A 21,620-nucleotide genomic window follows, 5' to 3' on the forward strand; every position below is an offset into this window, starting at 1 on the left:
CTCTGACAAGTCCCGGGCGGAGCCTGGTGCGGGATGGGCGCTGCGCTGTCGCCTGGCGGCACCCGCGTACTGGACTACGGTGGAAGTGATGAACCGACTTACTGCAGCGACGAGCCCCTACCTCCGGCAGCACGCCGACAATCCGGTCGACTGGTGGCCGTGGTCCGACGAGGCGTTCGCCGAGGCCCGCCGCCGTGAGGTCCCCGTCCTGCTGTCCGTCGGCTATGCCGCCTGCCACTGGTGCCACGTCATGGCCCACGAGTCGTTCGAGGACGAAGGCACCGCCGCCTACATGAACGACCACTTCGTCAACATCAAGGTCGACCGTGAGGAACGCCCTGACGTCGACTCGGTCTACATGGAGGCGACGCAGGCGATGACCGGCCAGGGCGGCTGGCCGATGACCTGCTTCCTCACGCCGGCGGCCGAGCCCTTCTACTGCGGTACGTACTTTCCCCCGCAGCCACGGCACGGCATGCCGGCGTTCGCCCAGGTGCTGGAGGCCGTGACGAGGACCTGGAACCAACGTCGCGACGAGGTGACCCAGGCCGCGGGCGAGATCGTCGCCCACCTCGACAGCCCGCAGATCCCCTCAGGAGAAGCGCCGGACCAGGCGGCCCTGGACGGCGCGGTCGAGTCGCTCGCGAAGGATTTCGACCCGGTGCACGCCGGTTTCGGTGGTGCGCCGAAGTTCCCGCCGTCGATGGTGCTGGAGTTCCTGCTCCGCCACGCGGCCCGCACGGGATCGGAGCAGGCGCTCGCCATGGTCGAGCAGACGGGCGAACGGATGGCCCGCGGCGGTATGTACGACCAGCTGGGCGGCGGCTTCGCCCGCTACAGCGTCGACCAGGCGTGGGTGGTCCCGCACTTCGAGAAGATGTTGTACGACAACGCCCTGTTGCTCCGCGTCTACCTGCACTGGTGGCGGCAGACGGGCGCCCCGCTGGCCGAGCGGGTGGTACGGGAGACCGCCGACTTCCTGCTCCGGGACCTGCGTACTCCCGAAGGCGGGTTCGCCTCCGCCCTCGACGCCGACAGCGAGGGCGTGGAAGGCAAGTTCTACGCATGGACGCCGGCAGAGCTGCGAGCCGTCCTCGGCGACGCCGACGGTGCCGCCACGGCGGAGCTGTTCGGCGTGACCGAGGAGGGGACGTTCGAACACGGCACCTCCACCCTGCAGCTGCCGGTGGACCCGGCCGATCCGGCGGCCTTCGCCGACAGCAGGGCGCGCCTCTTCGCGGCACGCGCGCAGCGGGTCCCGCCCGGCCGTGACGACAAGGTGGTCGGCGCCTGGAACGGTCTCGCCATCGCCGCGCTAGCCGAGGCGGGTGCGCTGCTCGAGGAGTCGTCCTATGTCGAGGCGGCGGTGGCCGCAGCGGACCTTCTCGTACGCCTGCACACCGACGATGCTTCCCGCCTGGTGCGTACCTCCCGCGACGGCGTGGCGGGCACGAGTCCCGGCGTGCTCGAGGACTATGCCGATGTCGCAGAGGGCTATCTGGCTCTCTTCACGGTGACGGGTCATCAGGTCTGGCTGGAACGCGCGGGGGAGTTGCTCCACGTCGTACTCACCCGGTTCTCCGACGGCGAGGGTGGCTTCTTCGACACCGCCGACGATGCCGAACGCCTGGTCCGCCGTCCCCGCGATCCCACCGACGGCGCGACGCCGTCCGGTCGTTCGGCCGCGGCGGGTGCGTTGCTCACGTACGCCGCCCTGACCGGTTCGTCACGCCACCGCGAAGCCGTGGAGCCGGCACTCGGCGTCGCCGGTGCGTTGGCGGATCGCGCCCCACGCGCCGCGGGTTGGGGCCTTGCGGTCGCCGAGGCGCTGGCCGCCGGGCCGGTGGAGGTCGCGGTCGTCGGACCCGACGACCCCGACCGGTCGGCCCTCCGCCGGACGGCGCTGTTCTCGCCCAGTCCGGGCGCCGTCGTCGCGGTGGGAACGCCGTCGACGGCAGGCGCATCGTCCTCCGGCGGCGGCGATGGGCGGATTCCCCTGCTTGCCGGCCGTGGCCTGGTCGACGGTCGCTCCGCTGCGTACGTCTGCCGGAACTTCGTCTGCGAGCGCCCGGTGACAGACCCCCGCGAGCTTGGTGCGAGGATCGGCGTACGTAACATTCAGTGAGTCCTTGTACGCGGAACGGAGTGATGCAGCATGGCGAGGCAGAAGAAGGGTCGCTTCAGCCGGCTCGACGCACTGCTCATGGGCGCGGTCGGCGCTCTCGTCGCGACGTCGGTGGTCAGGGAGCTGCGCCGCCCGGCACCCGAACGCACGTGGCGCGGAAAGGTCGCCGGAGTTCCTTACGACTACCGGCCGCCGACCATCGACCGGTTGCGTTCGACCTGGTGGGCGCCGGAGGACGACCGGCTCGTGCAGCCGACGGCGTACGGCCTCGGCTGGGACCTCAACATCGGCCGCGTCGTGAAGCTCGCCTCGTCCGCGGTGGCGCAGGATGAGTCCGCGTCCAACGGCAGGACGCCCGCACACCACTGACGTACGCCCGCACACCACTGACGTCCGCACCGCGCTGACGGGCACGCCGGGTCGACGGACTCTTGCGGCGTGTCGGCGCGGGTCGGGCCGTCACCCGGGCGCGTTGAGGAAGGTGTGCCACGGCGTCACCCGGTCGACGTGGACCACCGCGTCGAATGCCGTCAATGGATCGACCGGCGTCGGCTGGGCGCCGGTCATCACCGACGTCCGCGTCGCGAACTCCTCGGCCACGGCGCCCCACCGGGAACCTTCCTGAGGTCGACCAGGTAGTACGGCAGCGCGGCCGAGGCAAGCAGCGCGTCCAGGCTGTGCGGATCGGGTGCCGGCATGTCCTGGACGAAGGTCTCGGTGTGACCGGCGGGCGCGCCAGGGATCGGCCGGTGGAGGAAGAGCTCGCCGCCGCCGAGGGTGCTGCCGATGAAGACCATCTCGTTGCCGAGCGACGCCGCGAGGTGCTCGCCGGCGGTGGTAAGCCGGTCGTTGACGATCGGCGGCGCCGAGAACGGCCAGCGCTGGACATGACCGTTGGCCGCCGCGATGACGACCCGCTCCTCCCGCCGCAGGATCCACTCGACGGTCTCGGCCATCGCCGCATCGCGGAGGTTGGCGCCTTCGTAGGTGCGTTCGGGTCCGACCGCCATCGCCTGCGGGAAGGCGTCCATGTGCCGAGCGGTGGACGCGCAGCGGTAGGCCCGTTCGAATCGTTCCCGGTCCGCACGTCCGGAGTAGACGACCCGCTGCGCCTGCATTCGCTCCACCAGGTCGCCGATCCGCGCGGTCAGTTCGTACCGCGCTCCCGGGTCGAGCGCGAGGTACGCGTGCAGCGTCGGGGCGGCCCAGGCCAGACCTGTGCGGTCGGTCGGGAGATAGTCGAACAGCGGGAGCAGCGTCCGCCGTGCCACCTCGGCATAGGCCGGATCGACCTCGTCCAGGAACTCCATGCTCGCACTGACCGCCGGCAGTGCCGAGGCGCTGGAGTCCGGCAGGTCCATGCCGTAGAACCCCACCGCGCGTTCATGAGAGGCGTTGAACGACCGCATCCACGCCAACTGGTCGCCCATCTCCGCGCACGTGCCCATGTGGTACGTGACGCCGTGGCGCAGCAGGTCGCCGAGGTTCCCCGGCCTGCCGCGTACCCATGCATCGACGGCGAGGCCCTCTGGAAAGCCCGACTCCATCACGAACGCCGTGAAGCCCAGCTCGGCGACCAGGAATCGGGTCAGCCGGTGCCGCAGCTGGTAGAACTCGTGGATCCGGTGGGTGCTCTCGCCGATCGCCACCACGCGCGCGTCGCCGACGATCTCCCGCAACGGTTCGAGGTCGCTGACGTCCTCGTCGCCGGGATCGAGCGTGCGAAGGACGGCGGCCCCTCGGTGATGTCGCTACCGGCAACGTGCCGGGCGTGTTCGACGTTCCTCACCACGCGGGCCACGTCATCGGCGTCCAGTCCGCCGAGTCGTCCGCTGACGCGTTCCGTGACCTGCCGGGCGAGGGCAGTGCCTCCGTGCCGCCACCGGGCGGTCGCGGCGGCGGTCATCTGCTCGTCCAGGCGTGAGTCGCCGGTATGGAACGTGGCCCCGATCTCCTGCCAGCGCGTGACGAGCGCTTGTACGCCGGGATCGTCGGCCGGCGTCCCGTCCTTGGCGTACTCGTGCAGCTTCGCCACCAGCGTGAGCCACTCCGACTTCAGGTCGTCGATCGCCTCCTCGCCGAGTTCCGTGGCGCGCTGGGTGAGCGCGGCCCGCTGTCGGTCCGAGAAGTACGCTTCGGCCCTGGTCAGTGGGACCGTCGTCTCCAGTGCGGCGAGGAACTCCTCCGGGTCGGGCATGTCCGACCTGCTCAGCTGCCCCAGCAGCCTCCGCACCTGCCGGGTCTGCGTGGCGATCTGGCTGGCTCTGGTCTCCAGATCGGCGAGCTGGGAGTCGAGCAGCTTACGCAAGGTGGTCAGATCGTCGGTCGTACGCCCGAGGGCGGTGCCCACCTCGTCCAGCGACAGGCCCAGCTGCCGGAGGGCGCGCACGCGGTAGAGCCGGCGTACGTCCGCGTCGGTGTACCGGCGATGACCGGCCCGGGTTCGCTCGCTGGCGGATACCAGCCCGATCTCGTCGTAGTAGTGCAAGGCCCGGACCGTGACACCGCTGGCCTCGGCCAGCCTCCCGATGCTCCACCTGCGCTGGATGTCGTCGTCGTTCACGCACCAGACGGTAGAACCTCCCGCTACGGGGGGGGGTCAAGCCCGCGCCGAGGGGAGTGTGGAGAGCTGAGACGTTGACACCGTGAACTGTAACCGTGTAATCATGGTTACATGACACGTCAGGAACGCGAGGAACGCATCCGCGGTTGGCTCGTCGGCCGGCTGCCCGAAGAGTGGTTCACCGCGCCAGTCGATCTGACCACGGACCGGGACGAGATCACCGTCATCGGGACTCTTGCGGCGCCGAAGGTGGCGCAGGAGGCGTCCGCGGTCGAGCGCTCGGCGGCCGAGTCCGGGCGGATCAAGGAGTTCCGGGAACGTACGCGCGAACATCGGATCCGGATCGCCCGTGAACTCGAACACGCCACCGGCCAGAAAGTGGCGTGGGGAGCGGCCTGTGGGGAGAGTCGGGAGACGTTCACCACCCAGTCGGTGCCGGTCATGACGAGGCTCCGCCAGTCCGAACGCCAGGTGCTCGACACGTTGGTCGAGTCGGGTGTCGCGCGGACTCGCTCGGAGGCGCTGGCCTGGTGCGTGAAGCTCGTCGGCCGGAACGTCGAACCGTGGCTGGCCGACCTTCGCGCCGCCATGGCACATGTCGAGCAGGTCCGTTCCCAGGGCCCGGACGCGGCCGACCGCACCGACGGCCTCGACGACCCCGCCCCCGAGGGCGACCCCGCGAAAACCCAGAGCGACCCGCCGCCCGAGAAATAGCCCAAGCGTTCCGGGCGCCGCGCGCAGGTCGAGGACGACGCGACCGCTTCGGGCCCGCGCGCGGGCCGAGGACGAGGTGAACTCTTCGGAGTGGCCCGCAAGTCGAGGACGAGGCGAAGCCTGGGGAGGCGACTCCCGACCGTCCGTGATCATGAAAGTTTGTCGGCACATAGGCCGGTTTTCCTTCATGATCATGGAAGCACCGCGCCACTGAGCACCGCGCCACTGAGCACAGCGCCACTGAGCTCGCGCCACCGAGCACAGCGCCACCGAGCACAGCGCCACCGAGCACTGGTCATTGGGGACCCCGACAACGAGGTGGGGGTCAGGGCTTCTGCGCGACCAGGATGTCCCGGATGATCGCCTGGTCGACCCGGTGCTGAAATCCTTCGTACGCAGCGCCCTCGCAGACGTCGAGCCCCGCGTCCCCAAGCACCTGGGCGGCGTCGTCGCGGCTGGCGCCGTGAATGTTCCACGAGATCCCGACCGCGCCTCCGGGCCTCAACAACTCCACCCACGCCGGTACGGCAGCCTTCAGCAGGTCGAGCGGCCGTCGCGACAGGCCCCCTCCACCGCCGTCACCACCACGGCCGCCGCGTCTCCCGTCACTGCCGCGCGCACCGTCAGACCCGCGCGCGTTCCCGCCGCCGCGCCCGCCGTCTCCGCCGCCGCGCGTGCGGCTCCCGTGCTGCACGCCATACGGCGCGTCCGCCACGACCACGTCGAACGACCGTGGCCGGAAGAAGTCGCGCGCCCGCGTCGTGTCCCCGTTGACCACCGTGAGCGACAACGCGTCCCCTGCCTTGTACGCCTCCTTGTCCGCCGCCAGCGTGACGTGCAGCCGCCGCCCGATCACCTTGCGGTCCCTGCGTACCGGCGTGAACTCCGCCTGGTGCTTCAGCCGCTTGCGCTTGAGCCAGGTACGAATGAAGGCGGAGTACGCCTCGACGTCCTTGCTGTCGTGCTCGAGTCCGGTCGCGTCGTATCCGTACATCAGCGCCTGGTTCAGCGTCGTGCCACGCCCGCAGAGCGGATCGAAGACGTGCAACCGCCGGTCGAGCATCGCGCCGGCGAAGTCCGACGACAACACGGTGACGTTGAGCAGCAGCTTGGTGAAGTACTCGTTCGTCTTTCCGGCGTACTTCTGGATCGTCAGCAGGTCGTCGTCGAACACCGCGAGCGGCGTCAGCTCGACGGGCCGCAGCAGCAGGTCGGCTCCATCGCCCGCGCCGCCACTCGGGTCACCATCCGCGCCCGAGACCTCGAAGAGTGCGTAGAGCGACGACAGCTGGGAGAGGTACGCGATGTCGCGGCCGCTCAACTCCTCGGCCGTGAAGAGGACGTACGGCACACCGCCCAGCCTTGCCTCCTCCACCTCACCCAGCCGCCCGGCGAGCGCCCGCTCGGCGAACACCGCCAGTTCGGCACGCAGGAGATCGACCGACGCCTCCGCGTAGACACGGTTCGTCGCTGGAAGGATCAGCAGGGCGTAGCGCGGCATGAGGACAACGATTCCAGGCCTGTCGAGAGCCCACGCGAGCGGGCGCCGAACGGGCGCGCCGAACGGTCGGCTGAACCGCGACCGGGCGGGTACGCCGACAGGGCGCCGGATCAGAACGGTGGGCGCCTCGCCGACAAGAGCGCCGGATCAGACGTCGAGCGCCTCGCCGACGGCGAGCCGGCGGAACCGCGATCCGGACTTCTCGGCCATCGATCCGACCAGTCCGTCGACGACCTGCAGGCCGATGTCGTTGAGCATTCCGTCGTGCGCCGACAACGCCAGAGTCGGCTTGACCGCACGGATGTAGTCGATCGAGTCCGCACCACGCAGCCAGGGCGCGCTGGTCGGCACCATCAACGTACGCACGGGAGCCTCAGGCACGGTGAAAGCGTCACCGGGGTGGAAGAACGACGCATCCACGAAGAACCCGACGTTCGGCACCTGCGGCAGGTCGGGATGGATGACCTCGTGCAGTTCGCCGTGCACGCCGATCTCGAATCCCGCCGCCGTGAAGGAGTCCCCGCCGGCCACCACGTGGACCCGCGCCGGATCAACATCGTCCAGCAGCGCGGCCGTGGCGGCGTTGGTCCAGATCTGGACGTCGGGATGGCGGCGGAGCTTGCCGGCATCGAGGTGGTCGACATGCTCGTGGGTGATGAGCACCGCCTCCGCGCCGTCCAGCGGCTCCTCCTCGCTGAACGACCCCGGATCGATGACGAGTGCGTGGTCACCCTTCTCCAGGCGTACGCACGAATGGGTGTACTTGATGATGCGCATAGACGCTCCTCCCTTGTCCCTTCGACCCTCGCGACCTCTCGACCGGGCACCTGGACCGGGCTCTCTCCCTGGCTTCTCGACCCGGCTTCCCGACCCGGCTTTGGTTGCCCCCATCCAACGACCCGCCGCATGAGGGGCGCCCCCATCCAATAGGTTCGCAACAGGGTGCCCCTCATCCAAGGGCACGTCGGGCCGGCGGGCGGTTCCCATCGGTTCGTCCGTACGACGTCACCAGGACGGCACCTCACGAGTCTATGAAGGTGAAAGGGGCGCCCGAGACACGTCGTACCGGCTTGCCGACTCGGCGCGCGTGTGCCGTGCCCGCGGCGGTAGCCTCGGGCAGCAGGACACCCTGAGGAGGTGACGGGTTCCATGGGCCGTCCGGGCCTGCTGTACCGCATCTACCAGCGACGCCTGATGGCGTCGATTGCCGCCGACCGGGTGCCGAGGCACATCGCGGTGATGATCGACGGCAACCGCCGGTGGGCTCGCGCGTCCGGCAGCCATGTCTCGAGCGGTCACCAGGCCGGTGCCGACAAGATCCCGGAGTTCCTCGGCTGGTGTGAGGAACTCGGCGTCGACGTCGTGACGATCTACATGCTCTCGACCGACAACCTGTCCCGGCCGCCGGAGGAGCTCGAACCCCTCCTCACGATCATCGAGCGCATCGTCGAGGAACTGGCCGCAACCGGCCGGTGGCGGCTGCACCCGGTGGGAGCGTCCGACCTGTTGCCGACTTCGGTCGCGAGCCGGCTCAAACGCGCCGTTGAACGCACGGCGAATGTTTCGGGAATGCTCGTCAACGTTGCCGTCGGTTACGGCGGCCGGCAGGAACTCGCCGATGCCGTGCGTTCGTTGTTGCACGAGCAGGCGAGCCGGGGCACGACACTGGAGGAGTTGGCGGAGCTGCTCGATGTCGAGCACATCTCCGAACACCTTTACACCAAAGGGCAGCCGGATCCCGACCTGATTATTCGTACGTCCGGCGAACAACGCCTGTCCGGCTTTTTGTTGTGGCAGAGTGCGCACAGCGAGTTCTATTTCTGTGAAGCACTCTGGCCGGATTTCCGCAAGGTCGACTTTCTCCGGGCGATTCGTGCCTACGCAGCGCGTAACCGTCGTTACGGGCTCTGAACTCCCAGTTAACCTGCCTGTTTGCGTGTCCCTCTGTTCGCGGGGGCCAACCCCACGTATTTTCGATCCTGACGGTCGGAGAGACCCCGGCTGTTCGGGAGGCCCATCGATGCGTGCGCAGTCGTCCTCCTCCCGCCGCGAGGCGGGGAAGGGTACGCATGGTGAACGTGGCCACGGGTTGGGTTCTGCCAACTCTCGGCCGCGTCGCGAGAGGGCCGGCACCCGGCCCTGCGGCTTGGTCCCGGTCCACCATCTCGACAGGCGAGGGCCGGGCGCTGGTGCGCGCCGCTGGCCCGAAGGGGACGCACGTGGCTGCATCGAAGCCGAACGCGACCGTGGGTGCGAGCAAGTCGAGCGCCCGCTCAGCTGCCGGACACAAGCCCGCGACCGCAGGGGCGACCCGGGACGGCGGTGCCGGAAAGGGTCCGACCGGCACGCGTACCTACGTCGTCGACACCAGCGTTCTCCTCGCCGATCCCCATGCGCTCAAGCGGTTCGACGAACACGATGTGGTCATACCGGTCGTGGTCGTCAGCGAACTGGAGGGCAAACGGCATCACCCTGAGCTCGGCTACTTCGCTCGCACCGCGCTGCGCCTGCTGGACGAGCTGCGCGTCCTGCACGGCCGGCTCGACGAGCCGGTACCGGTCGGCGCGGCCGGGGGCACGCTGCGGGTCGAGCTGAACCACACTGATCCGGAGTTGCTGCCGCCCGACCTGCGGGCTGGTGGCGTGCCCGGTGGTAGGTACGGCCGCGTCCCTGACAACGACACCCGGATCCTGGCCGTGGCGCGCAACCTTGCCGCTGAGGGATGCGATGTCGTCCTCGTCTCCAAGGACCTTCCGCTGCGGGTCAAGGCGTCCGCGCTGGGCCTGACGGCGGAGGAGTACCGCGCCGAGATTCCGGCCGTCACCGGCTGGACCGGGATGATGGAGGCGGATCTCACCGCCGCCGACGTCGACCGGCTGTACGCAGAGGGCACGATCGACCTCGAGGTCGCGCGTGACCTGCCGTGTCACACCGGCCTTGTCCTGCTCTCCGAACGTGGCAGCGCCCTGGGCAGGGTGACGCCCGACAAGCAGGTACGCCTGGTCCGCGGTGACCGCGAGGCGTTCGGCCTGCATGGTCGTTCGGCCGAGCAACGCGTCGCGCTGGAGCTGTTGCTCGACACCGACATCGGCATCGTGAGCCTCGGCGGCCGGGCCGGAACCGGCAAGTCCGCGCTCGCTCTGTGCGCAGGGCTCGAGGCCGTGATGGAACGCCGGCAACACCGCAAGGTCGTCGTCTTCCGGCCGTTGTACGCCGTCGGAGGACAGGACCTCGGGTACCTCCCCGGCAGCGAGGCGGAGAAGATGCAGCCGTGGGCGCAGGCGGTGTTCGACACCCTCGGCGCTGTGACCAGCGCGGACGTGGTCGAGGAGGTCATCGACCGGGGAATGCTCGAGGTGCTCCCGTTGACCCACATCCGGGGACGGTCGCTGCACGACTCCTTCGTCGTGGTTGATGAGGCGCAGTCACTGGAACGCAACGTGCTCCTCACGGTATTGTCGCGCATTGGTTCCGGCTCGCGGGTCGTCCTCACCCACGACGTGGGTCAGCGCGACAACCTGCGGGTCGGTCGCCATGACGGTGTCGTTGCAGTTGTCGAGAAGCTCAAGGGGCACCCGTTGTTCGCGCACGTGACGTTGAACCGTTCGGAGCGGTCGCCGATCGCCGCACTTGTCACCGAGATGCTCGAGGACATCTCGCTGTGACCGCGGCCAGGTGTGTCACGATGACGCGCCGGGCATCCCCAACCAGTAACACAAAGTTGCAGCACTGCTACGTTGTGCGTGCAGCAGGGGCAAATCGGGCTCACGTCGCGCGATCGAACGGTCCGCGAATGGCGTCTGGAGGCAGCTGTGGCTAGCTATTCGGCTAGGCATAAGGCACCGCCCAAACACAAGGCACGAGGTCGGCTGTTCGCTTCGGCGTCCCGTGGCCCGTCAGCCACGCCGATGCCACCACCCAGCCGGGGCGGCAAGCGCATCGCCGCCCCGTCGCCGGGTACCTCCTCCTCCCCGTCGTCCCTGGCGTCCCAGTCGTCCTCGCCGGTGCCGCGGTCGTCTTCGCCGGTGTCCCGGTCGTCTTCGCCGGTGTCCCGGTCGTCTTCGCCGGTGTCCCGGTCGCCTTCCCAGGTCTCGCGGTCGCCTTCCCCGGTCTCGCGGTCGTCTTCGCCGGTGTCGCGGTCGCCTTCCCCGGTCTCGCCGCCGTCCTCCCGGGTCTCCGGCTTCGCGGTCACCCGACCCGGCACCACCGCGCAGGCTCGTCCAGGTGGTCCCCGCACGGTGCCGTCGGTCGCCTGGCCAGGAGGGCTTCCCGGTTCGCGTACACCACGTGCGGGCGCTCCGACGCCAGCTCCTGCCGCGCCCTCTGCTGTCGCGCCGCCAACAGCCGCACCCTCACGTGTCGCGCCAGCAACCGGCGCACCCTCTCCTGTCGCGCCGCCCGCGGCCGCGCCATCTCCCGCTGCGGCCGTGCCGCGGTGGCAGGTGGCCGCCCGACCGCCGGTGGCTCGCCCCATGGCCGCCCCCGTGCCCGCCCGGGCCGGGGCGCAGGTGGCGACCAAACCGGCGACCAGGTCGGGCGGGATCAAGGCAGGCCTGGCCAAGGCGGCCTCCGGACCGGCGGCCCGGGCCGTGTCCCGTTCGGCGGCGAAGCCCAAGGCCAGGTCGGCGAGCAAGCTCGCCACCAGAGCTGCGAGCAGGCGCCCGTCGCGCCTGAGCCCGACCTTCGCGGCGATGACGGCGGCCAGCATCGGAGTGACCGGCGCGGTTGGTGGCGGCGTACTCATCAGCAGCGACCAGTTCGGGCCCCGCAACACGCTGGTCCTGTCCGACGTCGGCAACTCGGGCATCCTCGGGGCCAAGAAGGCTCCGAAGCGGACCGCCTCACCCACGGCGACCCCTCGCGCCTCCAGGACGGTCACTCCGACACCCACGCCCACCGAGGCGGCGACACCGGCCACCGGACAGGCGGTCCTCGACCGCACCGCGATCGAGCGCATCCGGGCCGAGGAACGTGCCTCCCGCGCCCGTGAACGCCTGGCACTCAGCGACCCGAAGGCGATCGCCTCGGGGATGATGGACGACTTCGGCTGGGACTCGTCGCAGTTCTCCTGCCTCGAGACGCTGTGGGAGCACGAGAGCGGGTGGAACCCCAGCGCCACCAATCCGAGCTCTGGCGCCTACGGCATCCCGCAGGCGTTGCCAGGCGAGAAGATGGCCGCCTATGGCGACGACTGGCGGACGAATCCGGCCACCCAGATCGAATGGGGCATGAACTACATCGCCGACCGCTACTCGACTCCGTGTGGTGCGTGGTCGTTCTGGCAGGCAAACAACTGGTACTGACCAGGCTTCGACAGCACGAGTTCTGACGGAGTACACCGACAGGGTGCCCATGGTGTTCGCCGCCTGAGCATTCTCGTTTTCCGCCTCGACGCCGCCGCAAGATCTCTCGCGAGACGCCACCAGACGTGGTTTACTTGCGGCTCCGAAAGATCGACCACCCAGCCGAGGTGGCGCAGCGTGTGGTTCCGCGGTCCCTCTGGGCCGTCCGCACGGGCCGGAAGAGACGAGGCAAACGGGGAGGCGTAGTGCACGACGCAGCCGACCGTGGACGACGGCAAGCGGGTCCGGGTGTGAGGCGTTCCACCAGGCGTCGTGCCGGCGCGGTTCTCGCCTCGGCGGCGCTGATCGCCAGTGCGGCGTTGGCCGGGTGTGGCAGCGAGTCCGATGTGCCGGTGCTGACGTGGTACATCAACCCGGACAACGGTACGCAGCAGAAGCTCGCCGCCGAGTGCACACAGGCCGCCGATGGACGTTACGGGATCAGGACGGCCCTGCTGCCGCGGGAGTCCACCGGACAGCGTGAGCAACTCGTCCGCCGGCTCGCCGCGAGCGACTCGGGTATCGACCTGATGAGTCTTGACGTCCCCTACCTCGCGGAGTTCGCCAACGCGGGATTCGTCCGCAAGTTCACGGGCGAGGAGCGCGAGCGGCTGACCCGAGGAATGTTGCAGGGGCCGTTGGAGTCCGCGCAGTGGCAGGGCGATCTCTTCGCCGTTCCGTTCAACACCAACACCCAGCTGCTCTGGTACCACAAATCCGTTGCCCGCAAGGCCGGACTCGACGTTGGCCCGAATTCCGCCGTCACCTGGGATCAGGTGATCAGTGCTGCCGAGGACACCGGCACGACCGTCCAGGTGCAGGCGTCGCGGTACGAGGGCTACACCGTGCTGATCAACTCGCTGGTGGCCTCGGCCGGTGGCGAGATCCTGAAGAATCCCGAAGCGGGCAAGGACGTCACGCCGGCGTTGAACTCCGCCGCGGGTCGTGAGGCGGCCCAGGTCGTCCGGACTCTCGCGAGGTCGAAGGCCGCGCCGGCCGACATCAGCAACTCCAACGAGGGGACCGCACAGGCGGGTTTCCTTGCCGCGAACGGTGGCTTCATGACCAACTGGCCGTTCGTCTACACCGCTGAGACCAGCATGCTCACCGACCTCGAAGGTCAGCTTGAGTCGGCGAAGTCCGAAGCGGACAAGGAAAAACTCCGTCAGGCGGTCGAGGACCAGGAAGTCCGGATCGACGACATCGGGTGGGCCCGGTGGCCGGCGGTCGTCGAGGGTGAGCCCAGCGCACCGCCGTTGGGTGGCATCGATCTCGCCGTGGGTGCGTTCTCCGAGCACCCGGAGCTCGCGGTCGACGCGGTGGAGTGCCTGACCTCGCCCGAGAGCCAGCAGACCTACATGCTGGGCGAGGGACTGCTCGCCACAGTCGAGTCGGTGTACACCGATCCCGCGATCAGGAAGGCGTTCCCGATGGCCGAACTCCTGCGTGAGTCGGTGGACGAGGCGGCGCCCCGGCCCGTCACTCCGTACTACCCGGACATCACCGCCACCATCCAGCGCACGTGGCATCCGCCGGCGGGGTTGAACGCACAGACGCCCGGCCAGTCGGCCGACCTGATCGTCGCCGTCCTCCAAGACAACGAGTTGAGCTAGGGGGCCCGAGGTCTGATGACAACGGTCGAGTCCACGGCCGCTCCGACCGTCCAGCGGCCCAAGGTGACCGAGCGAGCTCGCCACGAGCAGCGGTTGGGTTGGTACCTCTGCCTGCCGGCATTCGTCGTGATGCTCGCGGTGACCGCCTATCCGATGCTGCAGGCGGTTTGGTTGTCCTTGCAGAGTTACCGGATCACCGATCCGCAGTCGCGGCGGTTCGTGTGGTTCGACAACTACGCGGTGATACTGACCGACGGTCTGTGGTGGCGCGATGTCGGTGTCACAGTGTTGATCACCGTGATCACGGTTGCGGTCGAGTTGGTGATCGGGTTCGCGTTTGCGATGGTGATGCACCGGATCATCTTCGGACGCGGCATCGTGCGTACCTCGATTCTCGTTCCGTACGGCATCATCACCGTGGTGTCGGCCTTCGCGTGGAAGTTCGCGTTCGCGCCGGACTCGGGATTCATCAACGGCTGGTTCGGCCTGGAGAACTACGACTTCTTCGCGCAGTTCTGGTCCTCGATCGCGGCCATCTCGCTGTCGGAGATCTGGAAGACCACACCGTTCATGTCGCTTCTGCTGCTGGCCGGTCTGGCGCAGGTGCCGGAGGAGTTGCAGGAGGCCGCGAAGGTCGACGGCGCCACCTGGTGGCAGCGGCTGTGGAAGGTGACGATCCCGAACATGAAGGCGGCCATCATGGTCGCACTGCTGTTCCGGACCCTTGATGCGTACCGGATCTTCGACAACGTGTTCGTGATGACCAATGGCGCACAGGGCACCGAAACGGTGTCCTTCCTGGCCTATCGGGAGATGATCACCCGTACCGCAGTGGGTTTGGGCTCGGCGGTGTCAGTGTTGTTGTTCCTGACCGTTGTCCTGATCGCCGTCATCTTCATCAAGGTGTTCCGGACCGACCTGTCCCAGGTGAGAGGTGATCGGTGATGAAGGGACGACTCACCGCCGGATGGGTGGTCGCTGGGCTGGGTGTCATCGTCTACACCCTCTTTCCGGTGGGCTGGATCCTCTCCCTGTCGATGAAGAAGGGGGAGGACGTCCAGAACCAGCAGTTCTTCCCGAGCGCCTGGTCGCTGGACAACTACCGGACCGTCTTCGAGTCAGGACTGTTCACTTCTGCCCTGCGTAACTCGATCGGGATCTCGTTGATCTCCACGGTGTTGTCGGTGACATTCGCGACGCTGGCGGCCTACGCGATCGCGCGGCTGGACTTTTCTGGCAAGAAGCTCATCCTGTCGATGGCGCTGGCGATCGCGATGTTCCCCACGATCTCGCTGGTGCCGCCGCTGTTCGACATGTGGCGCAGCATCGGTCTCTACGACACGTGGATCGGGTTGATCATCCCGTACATGTCGTTCACGTTGCCGTTGTCGATCTGGGTGCTGACGGCGTTCTTCCGGGAGATTCCCTGGGAGCTGGAGCAGGCCGCCCAGGTCGACGGCGCGACCCAGTGGCAGGCGTTCCGCAAGGTGATCGTGCCGCTTGCCGCACCGGGTGTGTTCACCGCGGCGATCCTGACGTTCTTCTTCGCGTGGAACGACTTCGTCTTCGGTATCTCGCTCACGGCGTCCGACGCGGCGAGACCGGTGCCGGCGGCGCTGGCGTTCTTCACCGGTGAGTCGTTCTTCGAACAACCCACGGCCGCCATCGCCGCGGCTGCCGTTGTCGTCACGATCCCGGTGATCGTGCTCGTCCTTCTCTTCCAGCGCAAGATCGTTGCCGGGTTGACCTCCGGCGCGGTGAAGGGCTGATACGTTCCATCCCCCCGGAGGGTCTCACACCATGGCAGCCATCGAGTTGAAGAACCTCGTCAAGCGCTACGGCGACGGCTTCCCCGCCGTCAATGACGTCAGCCTCGACATCGCCGACGGCGAGTTCATGATCCTCGTCGGCCCGTCCGGCTGCGGGAAGTCCACCCTCCTCCGGATGATCGTCGGGCTCGAGGACATCACCTCCGGTGACCTCACCATCGGCGGTCAGCGAGTAAACGAGAAGGCACCCCGCGACCGCAATCTCGCGATGGTGTTTCAGAACTACGCGCTCTACCCGCACCTCACCGTCTTCGAGAACATCGCGTTCCCCCTGCGGCTGGCGAAGCTGCCCGAGGACGAGATCACGGCGAAGGTCGAACACGCCGCTGAGCTGCTCGAGCTGAAGGAACACCTGCAGCGCAAGCCGAGCCAGCTCTCCGGTGGGCAGCGGCAGCGGGTGGCGATGGGCAGGGCGATCGTGCGTGAGGCCGAGGCGTTCCTGTTCGACGAGCCGCTGTCCAACCTCGACGCGAAGCTGCGTGGGCAGATGCGGACGGAGATCTCCCGGCTGCAACGCCGGCTCGGCATCACGACGGTCTACGTCACCCATGACCAGACCGAGGCGATGACCCTCGGCGACCGGGTTTCGGTGCTGCGCAAGGGGATCCTGCAGCAGTGTGCGACTCCGCGCGAGCTCTATGAGCACCCGGTCAACCTGTTCGTCGCAGGCTTCATCGGCGCCCCGCCGATGAACCTCCTGCCGGCCACCGTCGAGAACGGCCAGGTGTCGCTGCCGTTCTGCACGGTCCCCGTGCCGGCAGGGATCAGTGCCGCCGACATCGACGGCAAGCTTCTGGTCGCCGGCGTCCGGCCCGAGTTCTTCGAGGACGCGGCCTACGTCGATGCGTCCAAGCGCGACCGTGGCCAGACCTTCTCCGCGACCGTCGACGTCACCGAGTGGCTCGGCAACGAGCAGTACGCCTACGTGCCGTACGAATCGCCGGCCGAGATCCGTTCCCAGATCGACGCGCTCGCCGAAGAGCTCGACATGGAAGCGATGCGGCCCCAACTCATCGTCTCGCTCGACCCGGCCAGCCAGGTCGCGGAAGGTGGGGAGGCCGAGTTCTGGGTCGATGTGTCGCGCATGCACCTCTTCGACCCCCACACCGGCGCCAACCTTGCCACCACATCGACGACTGCCCCCAGCACGTCCTAGGCGGGTTCGATGTGGCCGGGGTGGGACCTTTCCCGGCCGCATCTCGGGCTCAGATGACCTCGAAGTTGGCCATCATCGCCATGTCCTCGTGTTCGAGGTTGTGGCAGTGGAAGGCGTACCGGCCGCGGTAACCTCCGAAGCGCACCGCGATCTCCGCCGTCTGGACGGCGCCCAGATCGACGGTGTCCTTCCACGCCACCGGGTCCTCGGCTCGCTCACCGTCGATCGAGAGCACCTGGAAGTGCGCGAGGTGCAGGTGGATCGGGTGGGCGGCGTCTGTGGTGAGACGCCAGATCTCGGTGGCACCGAGCCGGGGTCGCGCGTCCATCCGTGCCGGGTCGAACGGCTTGCCGTTGATGCGCCACCCGGTGTGCCCGTGGACCTCGCCCGATTCGAACCTGAAGTCGCGGGTGACGCGCGCCCGCGCCGGATCCAGGCGTTCGACCTGGGACAGCCGCGAAGGGACAGCGGTGTCGTCCGCCTCCTCGCCGGTGACCCGGAACCGCATCACCTGGCCGGCAGGTCCGTCGCCGGCGACGTTGGCGAGGACGACCGTCGCGCCGATCGGGTACGCCGAGAAGTCGATGATGACGTCGGCGCGTTCACCTGAGGCGAGGGCGATCTCGGTGCGCGGCCATGGGCGCTCCAGAAGCCCGCCGTCGGTGCCGATCTGGACGATCCGTGCTTCGCCGCGTAACTCGTCGCTGCCCAGCTCCGCACCGTCGCGCGAGCGGGGAGCGAGCCGCAGCACGTAGCGCCGGGCGTTCGACGCGTTGAGGACCCGGAACCGGTACCGGCTGCGGGAGACCTCGAGTTCGGGCCACGGTGCACCATTGACGAGGACGACGTCGCCGAGGACACCTCCGCCGTAGGCCTTCATGACGCCGGGCTGTTCGCGGACCTCCGCGTCCAGTGCCGGATACAGCAGCGTCCCGTCCTCCGCGAACGATCGGTCACTGATCAACAGCGGCACATCCTTGTCGCCGCGCGGCAGGGGCAGTGCGTCCTCCTCGTCATCGCGGACCACGCAGAAGCCCGCGAGACCTCGCCACACAGCAGGGCCGGTGAAGTCCATCCGGTGGTCGTGGTACCACAAGGTGGCGGCTCGCTGGTCGAGCGGATACTCATACCTACGTACGCCACGAACGACGTCGGCACGCTCGTCGGTCATGTGCGAGGCGTGTGACGCGAAGCCACCCCGTGCCGGCAGGAGAAGGTCGGTGGGATAACCGTCACTTGCCGGCGGCGTCCGCCCGCCGTGCAGGTGGGTGACAGCGGGGACGGGCAGGTCGTTGCGCTGTCGTACGACGATCCTCCGGCCACTGCGGGCCTCGATCGTCGGCCCGGGAAACTGCCCGGCGTAGCCCCAGATCGGCGTCCGCAGCCCGGGAATGATCTCCTGCTCCGCGACCCTCAGCGGCAGGTCGTAGTAGTCGGTCGTCGCGTCCGTCCGAACCGGCTCGAGCGTCGCCACCCTCGGAAGCGGCGTGGCGAAGGGCCGCGGCAGTGGCGCGTCGCTGGGCAGTAGCCGGGGGTCAGGCGTGTTCGTCGGCAGTGCCGCGCAGCCAGCGGCCGCGGTGAGCCCGGCCGTGGCGCTGGCAGCCGCGAGCGCGCCACCGCCGAGCAGTCGGAGCGCCTGCCGCCTACTCAGTCCGGGCGCGGTCACGGCTGCCCACCGCTCGCCGGAGTTGAGGTCTTCGCGGGGCCGGACTGCTGGTTGGACGCTGCATCCGGTGCTTGGCCAGGCGCCGCATCCGGTGCCCGGTCTGGCGCTCGACCCTGTGCTTGGTCGGGCGCTCGATCCGCCGGCGCGGACCACAGCTGGCGGGTGAGCATGAGGAGACCGCCGAACATCAGGACGCCGAACGGCACATGCAGGGCCTTGTTGTGCGTCTCACCCAGCATGGCCTGGACGAGTACGCCGACGAGAATGCCGATGCTCGGTCCGAGGAGTCGGGCGGTGCCGCGGCCGGGACGCCAGTGGAGGATCGCGACGACCACCTGCACCAGGCCGATCAGTACGAGAAGAATCGCGCCCAGGCCGTGCACTCCGCGAACGTTCGGCGTACCCGACAGAAGCAGCCCTGCGGTGATGGCCTGCGCCAGGATGATCGCGGCCTGGACGGTGACGAGGATCCGGAGGATCCGGAAGGTCGTGAGCCGCCAGGCGGCTGCCCGACCTGTGAACGCCGAGGTCGTGCTGGGAGGACCGGCAGTTCGTACCGGTTGCGCTGGTTCCATGCCGCTCAGCCTTCCGGCTCCTGGGCAGGGGTCGCGTCAGTCGGCCGGCGGCTTTCTGCGTACGTCCTGGGACGTAGGTCAGAGCGCGGCGAGGTCGTCCGGGAGCGTAGCCGCGTGGGCGTCGAGCCACCGGCCGATGTGGACGCCGGTAGCGAGCCGGAGTCGCACCTCGTCGAGGTGGGACTGCCCCAGCCGCCAGCGCCCGGCACGCCAGACGATGGTTCCGAGCACCCGCAGGCGCACCAGGTCGGGAAAGGCCGCGCGTTCTCCCGAGGTGAGGGGAATGTGGCGGACGAATCCACGGTAGAAGGCGCTCGCCCGCTGCCCTTCGTCGGCGCTCCACCATCCGCCAGCAGCCTGGGCGACACCCGTGACGACCTCGTTGACGGCGACGTCGAGTCCGGCGATCTCGAAGTCGAGGATGGCGGCCGGTCGACCGTCGTCATCGACCACCAGGTTGGACATCGCGAAGTCGCCGTGGACGATCCGGACGGGAAGCGTACGACACAACTCCGCATACCTGCCGGCGGTCGGTCCGGCATGCCTGCGAAGCCACTCGACGCCGTCGGTCTCCGGCACCGCACGGGCGAGTTCGGCGGCCAGGTCGTCCAGGTCGGTGACCGCGGGATGCATCCGGTCGAGTGGATGCATCCGCCAGTCGATGGGCGCGAGTGCCGCCGGCAACTCGGCGAGGGCAAGGCCAAGGAGCGCGAGTGCCTCGCCGGCGTACTCGAGTTCGGCCAGACTGTCGCCGTCTGCAGTGCGTCCGGGGAGGTAGCGAAACAGGGCCGCGAAGCCGTCCGGCGTCTCGACGTAGGTCCGTCCCTCTGGCGTCGGGATCGGTTGCGGCACGGCGAACGGCAGTCCGGCGCCGGCGAGCGCGTCGAGCAGTCGGTGCTCGGCGGCGATCCGCTTCTGGCTGAGGTTCTGGTAGATCCGCAGGACGTACGACGAATCTCCGGCATCGACGATCAGGACGACGTTGTTCGTGCCGCCGTCAGCTCGTCGTACATCCGTGGGGGATGGGAGGCGCCAGGCGTCGAGGAGACGAGCGCCAGTGAGGCGGCGACCGTCCGTGAGGAGACGCCTGGCGATTGCCGCCGTGCCCCGGTCGGCGGGATCAGGACCCGTCGTGGCGGATGGCCGGTCACGTGGTTCCATGATCATGAAGGCTTCCGGGCGGATCTGACGACAGAACCTTCATGATCACGAACATGATCACGGGAGGTCCGGTGAAGACGGGAGGTCGGGTGATCACGGGAGGTGGGCGGTGAGGGTGGGCGGGAGGCCGGGGAGCGGCCAGTCCGGATCTGGGCGCCAGCGTTCCCAGCCGTCGCAGAAGGGCGGCTCCCATGCGGCGACACTGCGTTCGACCTCGTCCGCGGCCTCCTCGATCTGAGCGGCGACCTCGGCGTCGAACCGCCCGCCTTCGACAGCGGCGGCGAACTCGTCCTCGTCCTTGCGTACGATCCGCCGATCCGGGTGAACGACGAGATCGAGGACGTGATCGCGGGTGTAGACGTTCTCCTTGTCGCGGACGTGGACCTGTTCGAGGTTGACGTACCACTCGCGGTGCCCGCCCTTGTCGTCCCAGAACACCCAGACCGACCACGGGACGCCGGTAGGCGCGATCTTGAGGATGCCGGTGCCGTGCCAGACGTCACGTTTGCTCGCGCGTGGGCTGGTGAACCGGGCGGGACCGATCGGCACGGAGCGGATGTCGTCCCCGTTGGCCAGGACGGACTTGAGGACGGGCGTCTGCGGGGCCAGCCAGGCGACCAGCCCGGCGGCGTCATCGCGCACCACCCGCATCGGTCGAACCGCCCGTCCGTATCGCCAGCAGATGAGCGTGCCCGGCTCCCAGTACGGCGGTTCACCCGACGGCCGGACGTCGGCGGGAGGGATGGGTACGTCGGACGGATGCCTGTGCGTGCTCATCGTCGGACAACTTACCGGTCCGCCCGGCCCGCCCGACTTCAGCGGCTCACCAGGTCGTGTGGGCTCAGGGTGATGGCGTACGGCACGGCAGTGGTGAAGGTCTCCCGCCCCGCCACGACGGCGAGGTCGTGATAGGTCCCGCCGCGCAGTTCCATGGCAGTGAGGGAGGGCTTGGCCGGGTCGATCACCCAGTACGCCGGGCAGCCGGCACGTTGGAGGCGTTCCCGCTTGAGGAGTAGGTCGATGCCCCGCGTGCTGTCGGAGAGCACCTCTACGGCGAGGGCAGGAGCTGCCGGCAGGTTTCTGTCCGTGAGATCGGCGCTTCGCGCAACGACAACGTCCGGCCGCGGCTCGGTTCCGTTGGCAAGGACGACGCTCAATGGTCCTGGAAACACCTCCATGTCATCGGGGCATGCATCCTGGAGGATACGTACGAGGCGCGTGACAGCGCGTTGGTGAAGTGGCCTTGGGGACGGCGTCACGATGAGTGTCCCGTCGATGAGTTCGTAGCGGTGCCCGTCATCGGGCACCGCCTCGAGATCGGCGCAGGTCAGTGGCCGGCCCACCGACATAGTGATCATCTTGTTCACAGGGCCGG

General features: G+C 68.7%; 21 protein-coding genes. 10 read left to right on the top strand and 11 right to left on the bottom strand.

Going from position 1 to position 21,620, the window contains the following annotated elements; genetic code table 11:
- Positions 1-88 precede the first annotated feature (88 nt).
- Together ABN034_RS05475 and ABN034_RS05480 are read left to right on the top strand one after the other, a co-directional pair.
- Positions 89-2,125 (top strand): thioredoxin domain-containing protein, encoded by a 2,037-nt coding sequence (locus ABN034_RS05475; protein ID WP_349689879.1) that lies wholly within the window; start codon positions 89-91, stop codon positions 2,123-2,125.
- A gap of 30 nt (positions 2,126-2,155) precedes the next feature.
- On the top strand, positions 2,156-2,494 hold the full coding sequence (locus tag ABN034_RS05480; protein WP_349689880.1) for a DUF5808 domain-containing protein: 339 nt from the start codon (positions 2,156-2,158) through the stop codon (positions 2,492-2,494).
- Between the two features lie 90 nt (positions 2,495-2,584).
- Here the strand turns inward: ABN034_RS05480 and ABN034_RS05485 are convergent, their stop codons facing one another.
- The 3 genes from ABN034_RS05485 to ABN034_RS05495 are packed head-to-tail and all read right to left on the bottom strand — an operon-like array spanning position 2,585 to position 4,688.
- The gene (locus tag ABN034_RS05485; RefSeq protein WP_349689881.1) at positions 2,585-2,725 is read right to left on the bottom strand and encodes a hypothetical protein; all 141 of its coding nucleotides are present in this window, start codon (positions 2,723-2,725) and stop codon (positions 2,585-2,587) included.
- Positions 2,692-3,804: an erythromycin esterase family protein gene (locus ABN034_RS05490; protein WP_349689882.1), complete on the bottom strand. Its 1,113-nt coding sequence runs from the start codon at positions 3,802-3,804 to the stop codon at positions 2,692-2,694. The genes ABN034_RS05485 and ABN034_RS05490 overlap by 34 nt, the downstream gene beginning before the upstream one ends.
- Positions 3,714-4,688 carry a MerR family transcriptional regulator gene (locus ABN034_RS05495; RefSeq protein WP_349689883.1) on the bottom strand — a complete coding sequence of 325 codons (975 nt, stop codon included), beginning with the start codon at positions 4,686-4,688 and terminating at the stop codon, positions 3,714-3,716. Before ABN034_RS05495 ends, ABN034_RS05490 begins: the two co-directional genes overlap by 91 nt.
- 111 nt (positions 4,689-4,799) lie before the next feature.
- On the opposite strand from ABN034_RS05495, the gene abmR reads away from it, so the two are divergent.
- Positions 4,800-5,402 (top strand): ATP-binding transcription factor AbmR, encoded by a 603-nt coding sequence (gene abmR / locus ABN034_RS05500; protein ID WP_349689884.1) that lies wholly within the window; start codon positions 4,800-4,802, stop codon positions 5,400-5,402.
- A 325-nt stretch (positions 5,403-5,727) separates the two neighbouring features.
- Here abmR and ABN034_RS05505 read toward each other — a convergent pair whose 3' ends face one another.
- Positions 5,728-6,903, bottom strand: coding sequence for a TRM11 family SAM-dependent methyltransferase (locus ABN034_RS05505; RefSeq protein ID WP_349689885.1), 1,176 nt, complete (start codon positions 6,901-6,903; stop codon positions 5,728-5,730).
- A 147-nt stretch (positions 6,904-7,050) separates the two neighbouring features.
- Positions 7,051-7,680, bottom strand: a complete 630-nt coding sequence (locus tag ABN034_RS05510) for an MBL fold metallo-hydrolase (protein ID WP_349331932.1) — start codon at positions 7,678-7,680, stop codon at positions 7,051-7,053.
- Positions 7,681-8,052: 372 nt separating this feature from the next.
- Here ABN034_RS05510 and ABN034_RS05515 point away from each other — a divergent pair, with 372 nt between their 5' ends.
- Entirely contained in the window at positions 8,053-8,814 is a 762-nt protein-coding gene (locus ABN034_RS05515; protein ID WP_349331958.1) for an isoprenyl transferase, read from the top strand.
- A 308-nt stretch (positions 8,815-9,122) separates the two neighbouring features.
- Positions 9,123-10,568 (top strand): RNA 5'-3' helicase PhoH2, encoded by a 1,446-nt coding sequence (gene phoH2 / locus ABN034_RS05520; protein WP_349689886.1) that lies wholly within the window; start codon positions 9,123-9,125, stop codon positions 10,566-10,568.
- Positions 10,569-10,723: 155 nt separating this feature from the next.
- Here phoH2 and ABN034_RS05525 read toward each other — a convergent pair whose 3' ends face one another.
- Positions 10,724-11,095: a hypothetical protein gene (locus ABN034_RS05525; protein WP_349689887.1), complete on the bottom strand. Its 372-nt coding sequence runs from the start codon at positions 11,093-11,095 to the stop codon at positions 10,724-10,726.
- A gap of 280 nt (positions 11,096-11,375) precedes the next feature.
- Here ABN034_RS05525 and ABN034_RS05530 point away from each other — a divergent pair, with 280 nt between their 5' ends.
- The 5 genes from ABN034_RS05530 to ABN034_RS05550 all read left to right on the top strand — a co-directional run bounded on the left by ABN034_RS05530 (position 11,376) and on the right by ABN034_RS05550 (position 16,843).
- Positions 11,376-12,206, top strand: coding sequence for an aggregation-promoting factor C-terminal-like domain-containing protein (locus tag ABN034_RS05530; protein WP_349689888.1), 831 nt, complete (start codon positions 11,376-11,378; stop codon positions 12,204-12,206).
- A 290-nt stretch (positions 12,207-12,496) separates the two neighbouring features.
- A complete protein-coding gene (locus tag ABN034_RS05535) occupies positions 12,497-13,858 on the top strand; it encodes an extracellular solute-binding protein (protein ID WP_349689889.1) in 1,362 nt (453 codons plus the stop codon).
- A gap of 15 nt (positions 13,859-13,873) precedes the next feature.
- Positions 13,874-14,803 (top strand): carbohydrate ABC transporter permease, encoded by a 930-nt coding sequence (locus ABN034_RS05540; protein ID WP_349689890.1) that lies wholly within the window; start codon positions 13,874-13,876, stop codon positions 14,801-14,803.
- Positions 14,803-15,627: a carbohydrate ABC transporter permease gene (locus ABN034_RS05545; protein ID WP_349331938.1), complete on the top strand. Its 825-nt coding sequence runs from the start codon at positions 14,803-14,805 to the stop codon at positions 15,625-15,627. Before ABN034_RS05540 ends, ABN034_RS05545 begins: the two co-directional genes overlap by 1 nt.
- 31 nt (positions 15,628-15,658) lie before the next feature.
- Positions 15,659-16,843 carry an ABC transporter ATP-binding protein gene (locus ABN034_RS05550; protein WP_349689891.1) on the top strand — a complete coding sequence of 395 codons (1,185 nt, stop codon included), beginning with the start codon at positions 15,659-15,661 and terminating at the stop codon, positions 16,841-16,843.
- A gap of 49 nt (positions 16,844-16,892) precedes the next feature.
- Here ABN034_RS05550 and ABN034_RS05555 read toward each other — a convergent pair whose 3' ends face one another.
- From ABN034_RS05555 to ABN034_RS05575, 5 genes are all read right to left on the bottom strand, one after another.
- Positions 16,893-18,509 (bottom strand): multicopper oxidase family protein, encoded by a 1,617-nt coding sequence (locus ABN034_RS05555; protein ID WP_349689892.1) that lies wholly within the window; start codon positions 18,507-18,509, stop codon positions 16,893-16,895.
- Entirely contained in the window at positions 18,506-19,084 is a 579-nt protein-coding gene (locus tag ABN034_RS05560; RefSeq protein ID WP_349689893.1) for a COX15/CtaA family protein, read from the bottom strand. The genes ABN034_RS05555 and ABN034_RS05560 overlap by 4 nt, the downstream gene beginning before the upstream one ends.
- 78 nt (positions 19,085-19,162) lie before the next feature.
- A complete protein-coding gene (locus ABN034_RS05565) occupies positions 19,163-20,245 on the bottom strand; it encodes a phosphotransferase enzyme family protein (RefSeq protein WP_349689894.1) in 1,083 nt (360 codons plus the stop codon).
- 93 nt (positions 20,246-20,338) lie between these two features.
- The gene (locus ABN034_RS05570) at positions 20,339-21,022 is read right to left on the bottom strand and encodes a DUF402 domain-containing protein (RefSeq protein WP_349689895.1); all 684 of its coding nucleotides are present in this window, start codon (positions 21,020-21,022) and stop codon (positions 20,339-20,341) included.
- Between the two features lie 38 nt (positions 21,023-21,060).
- Positions 21,061-21,594, bottom strand: a complete 534-nt coding sequence (locus ABN034_RS05575) for a Uma2 family endonuclease (protein WP_349689896.1) — start codon at positions 21,592-21,594, stop codon at positions 21,061-21,063.
- Positions 21,595-21,620 lie beyond the last annotated feature (26 nt).

The organism is Actinopolymorpha sp. B11F2 (assembly GCF_040195635.1).
Taxonomy (GTDB): Bacteria; Actinomycetota; Actinomycetes; order Propionibacteriales; family Actinopolymorphaceae; genus Thermasporomyces.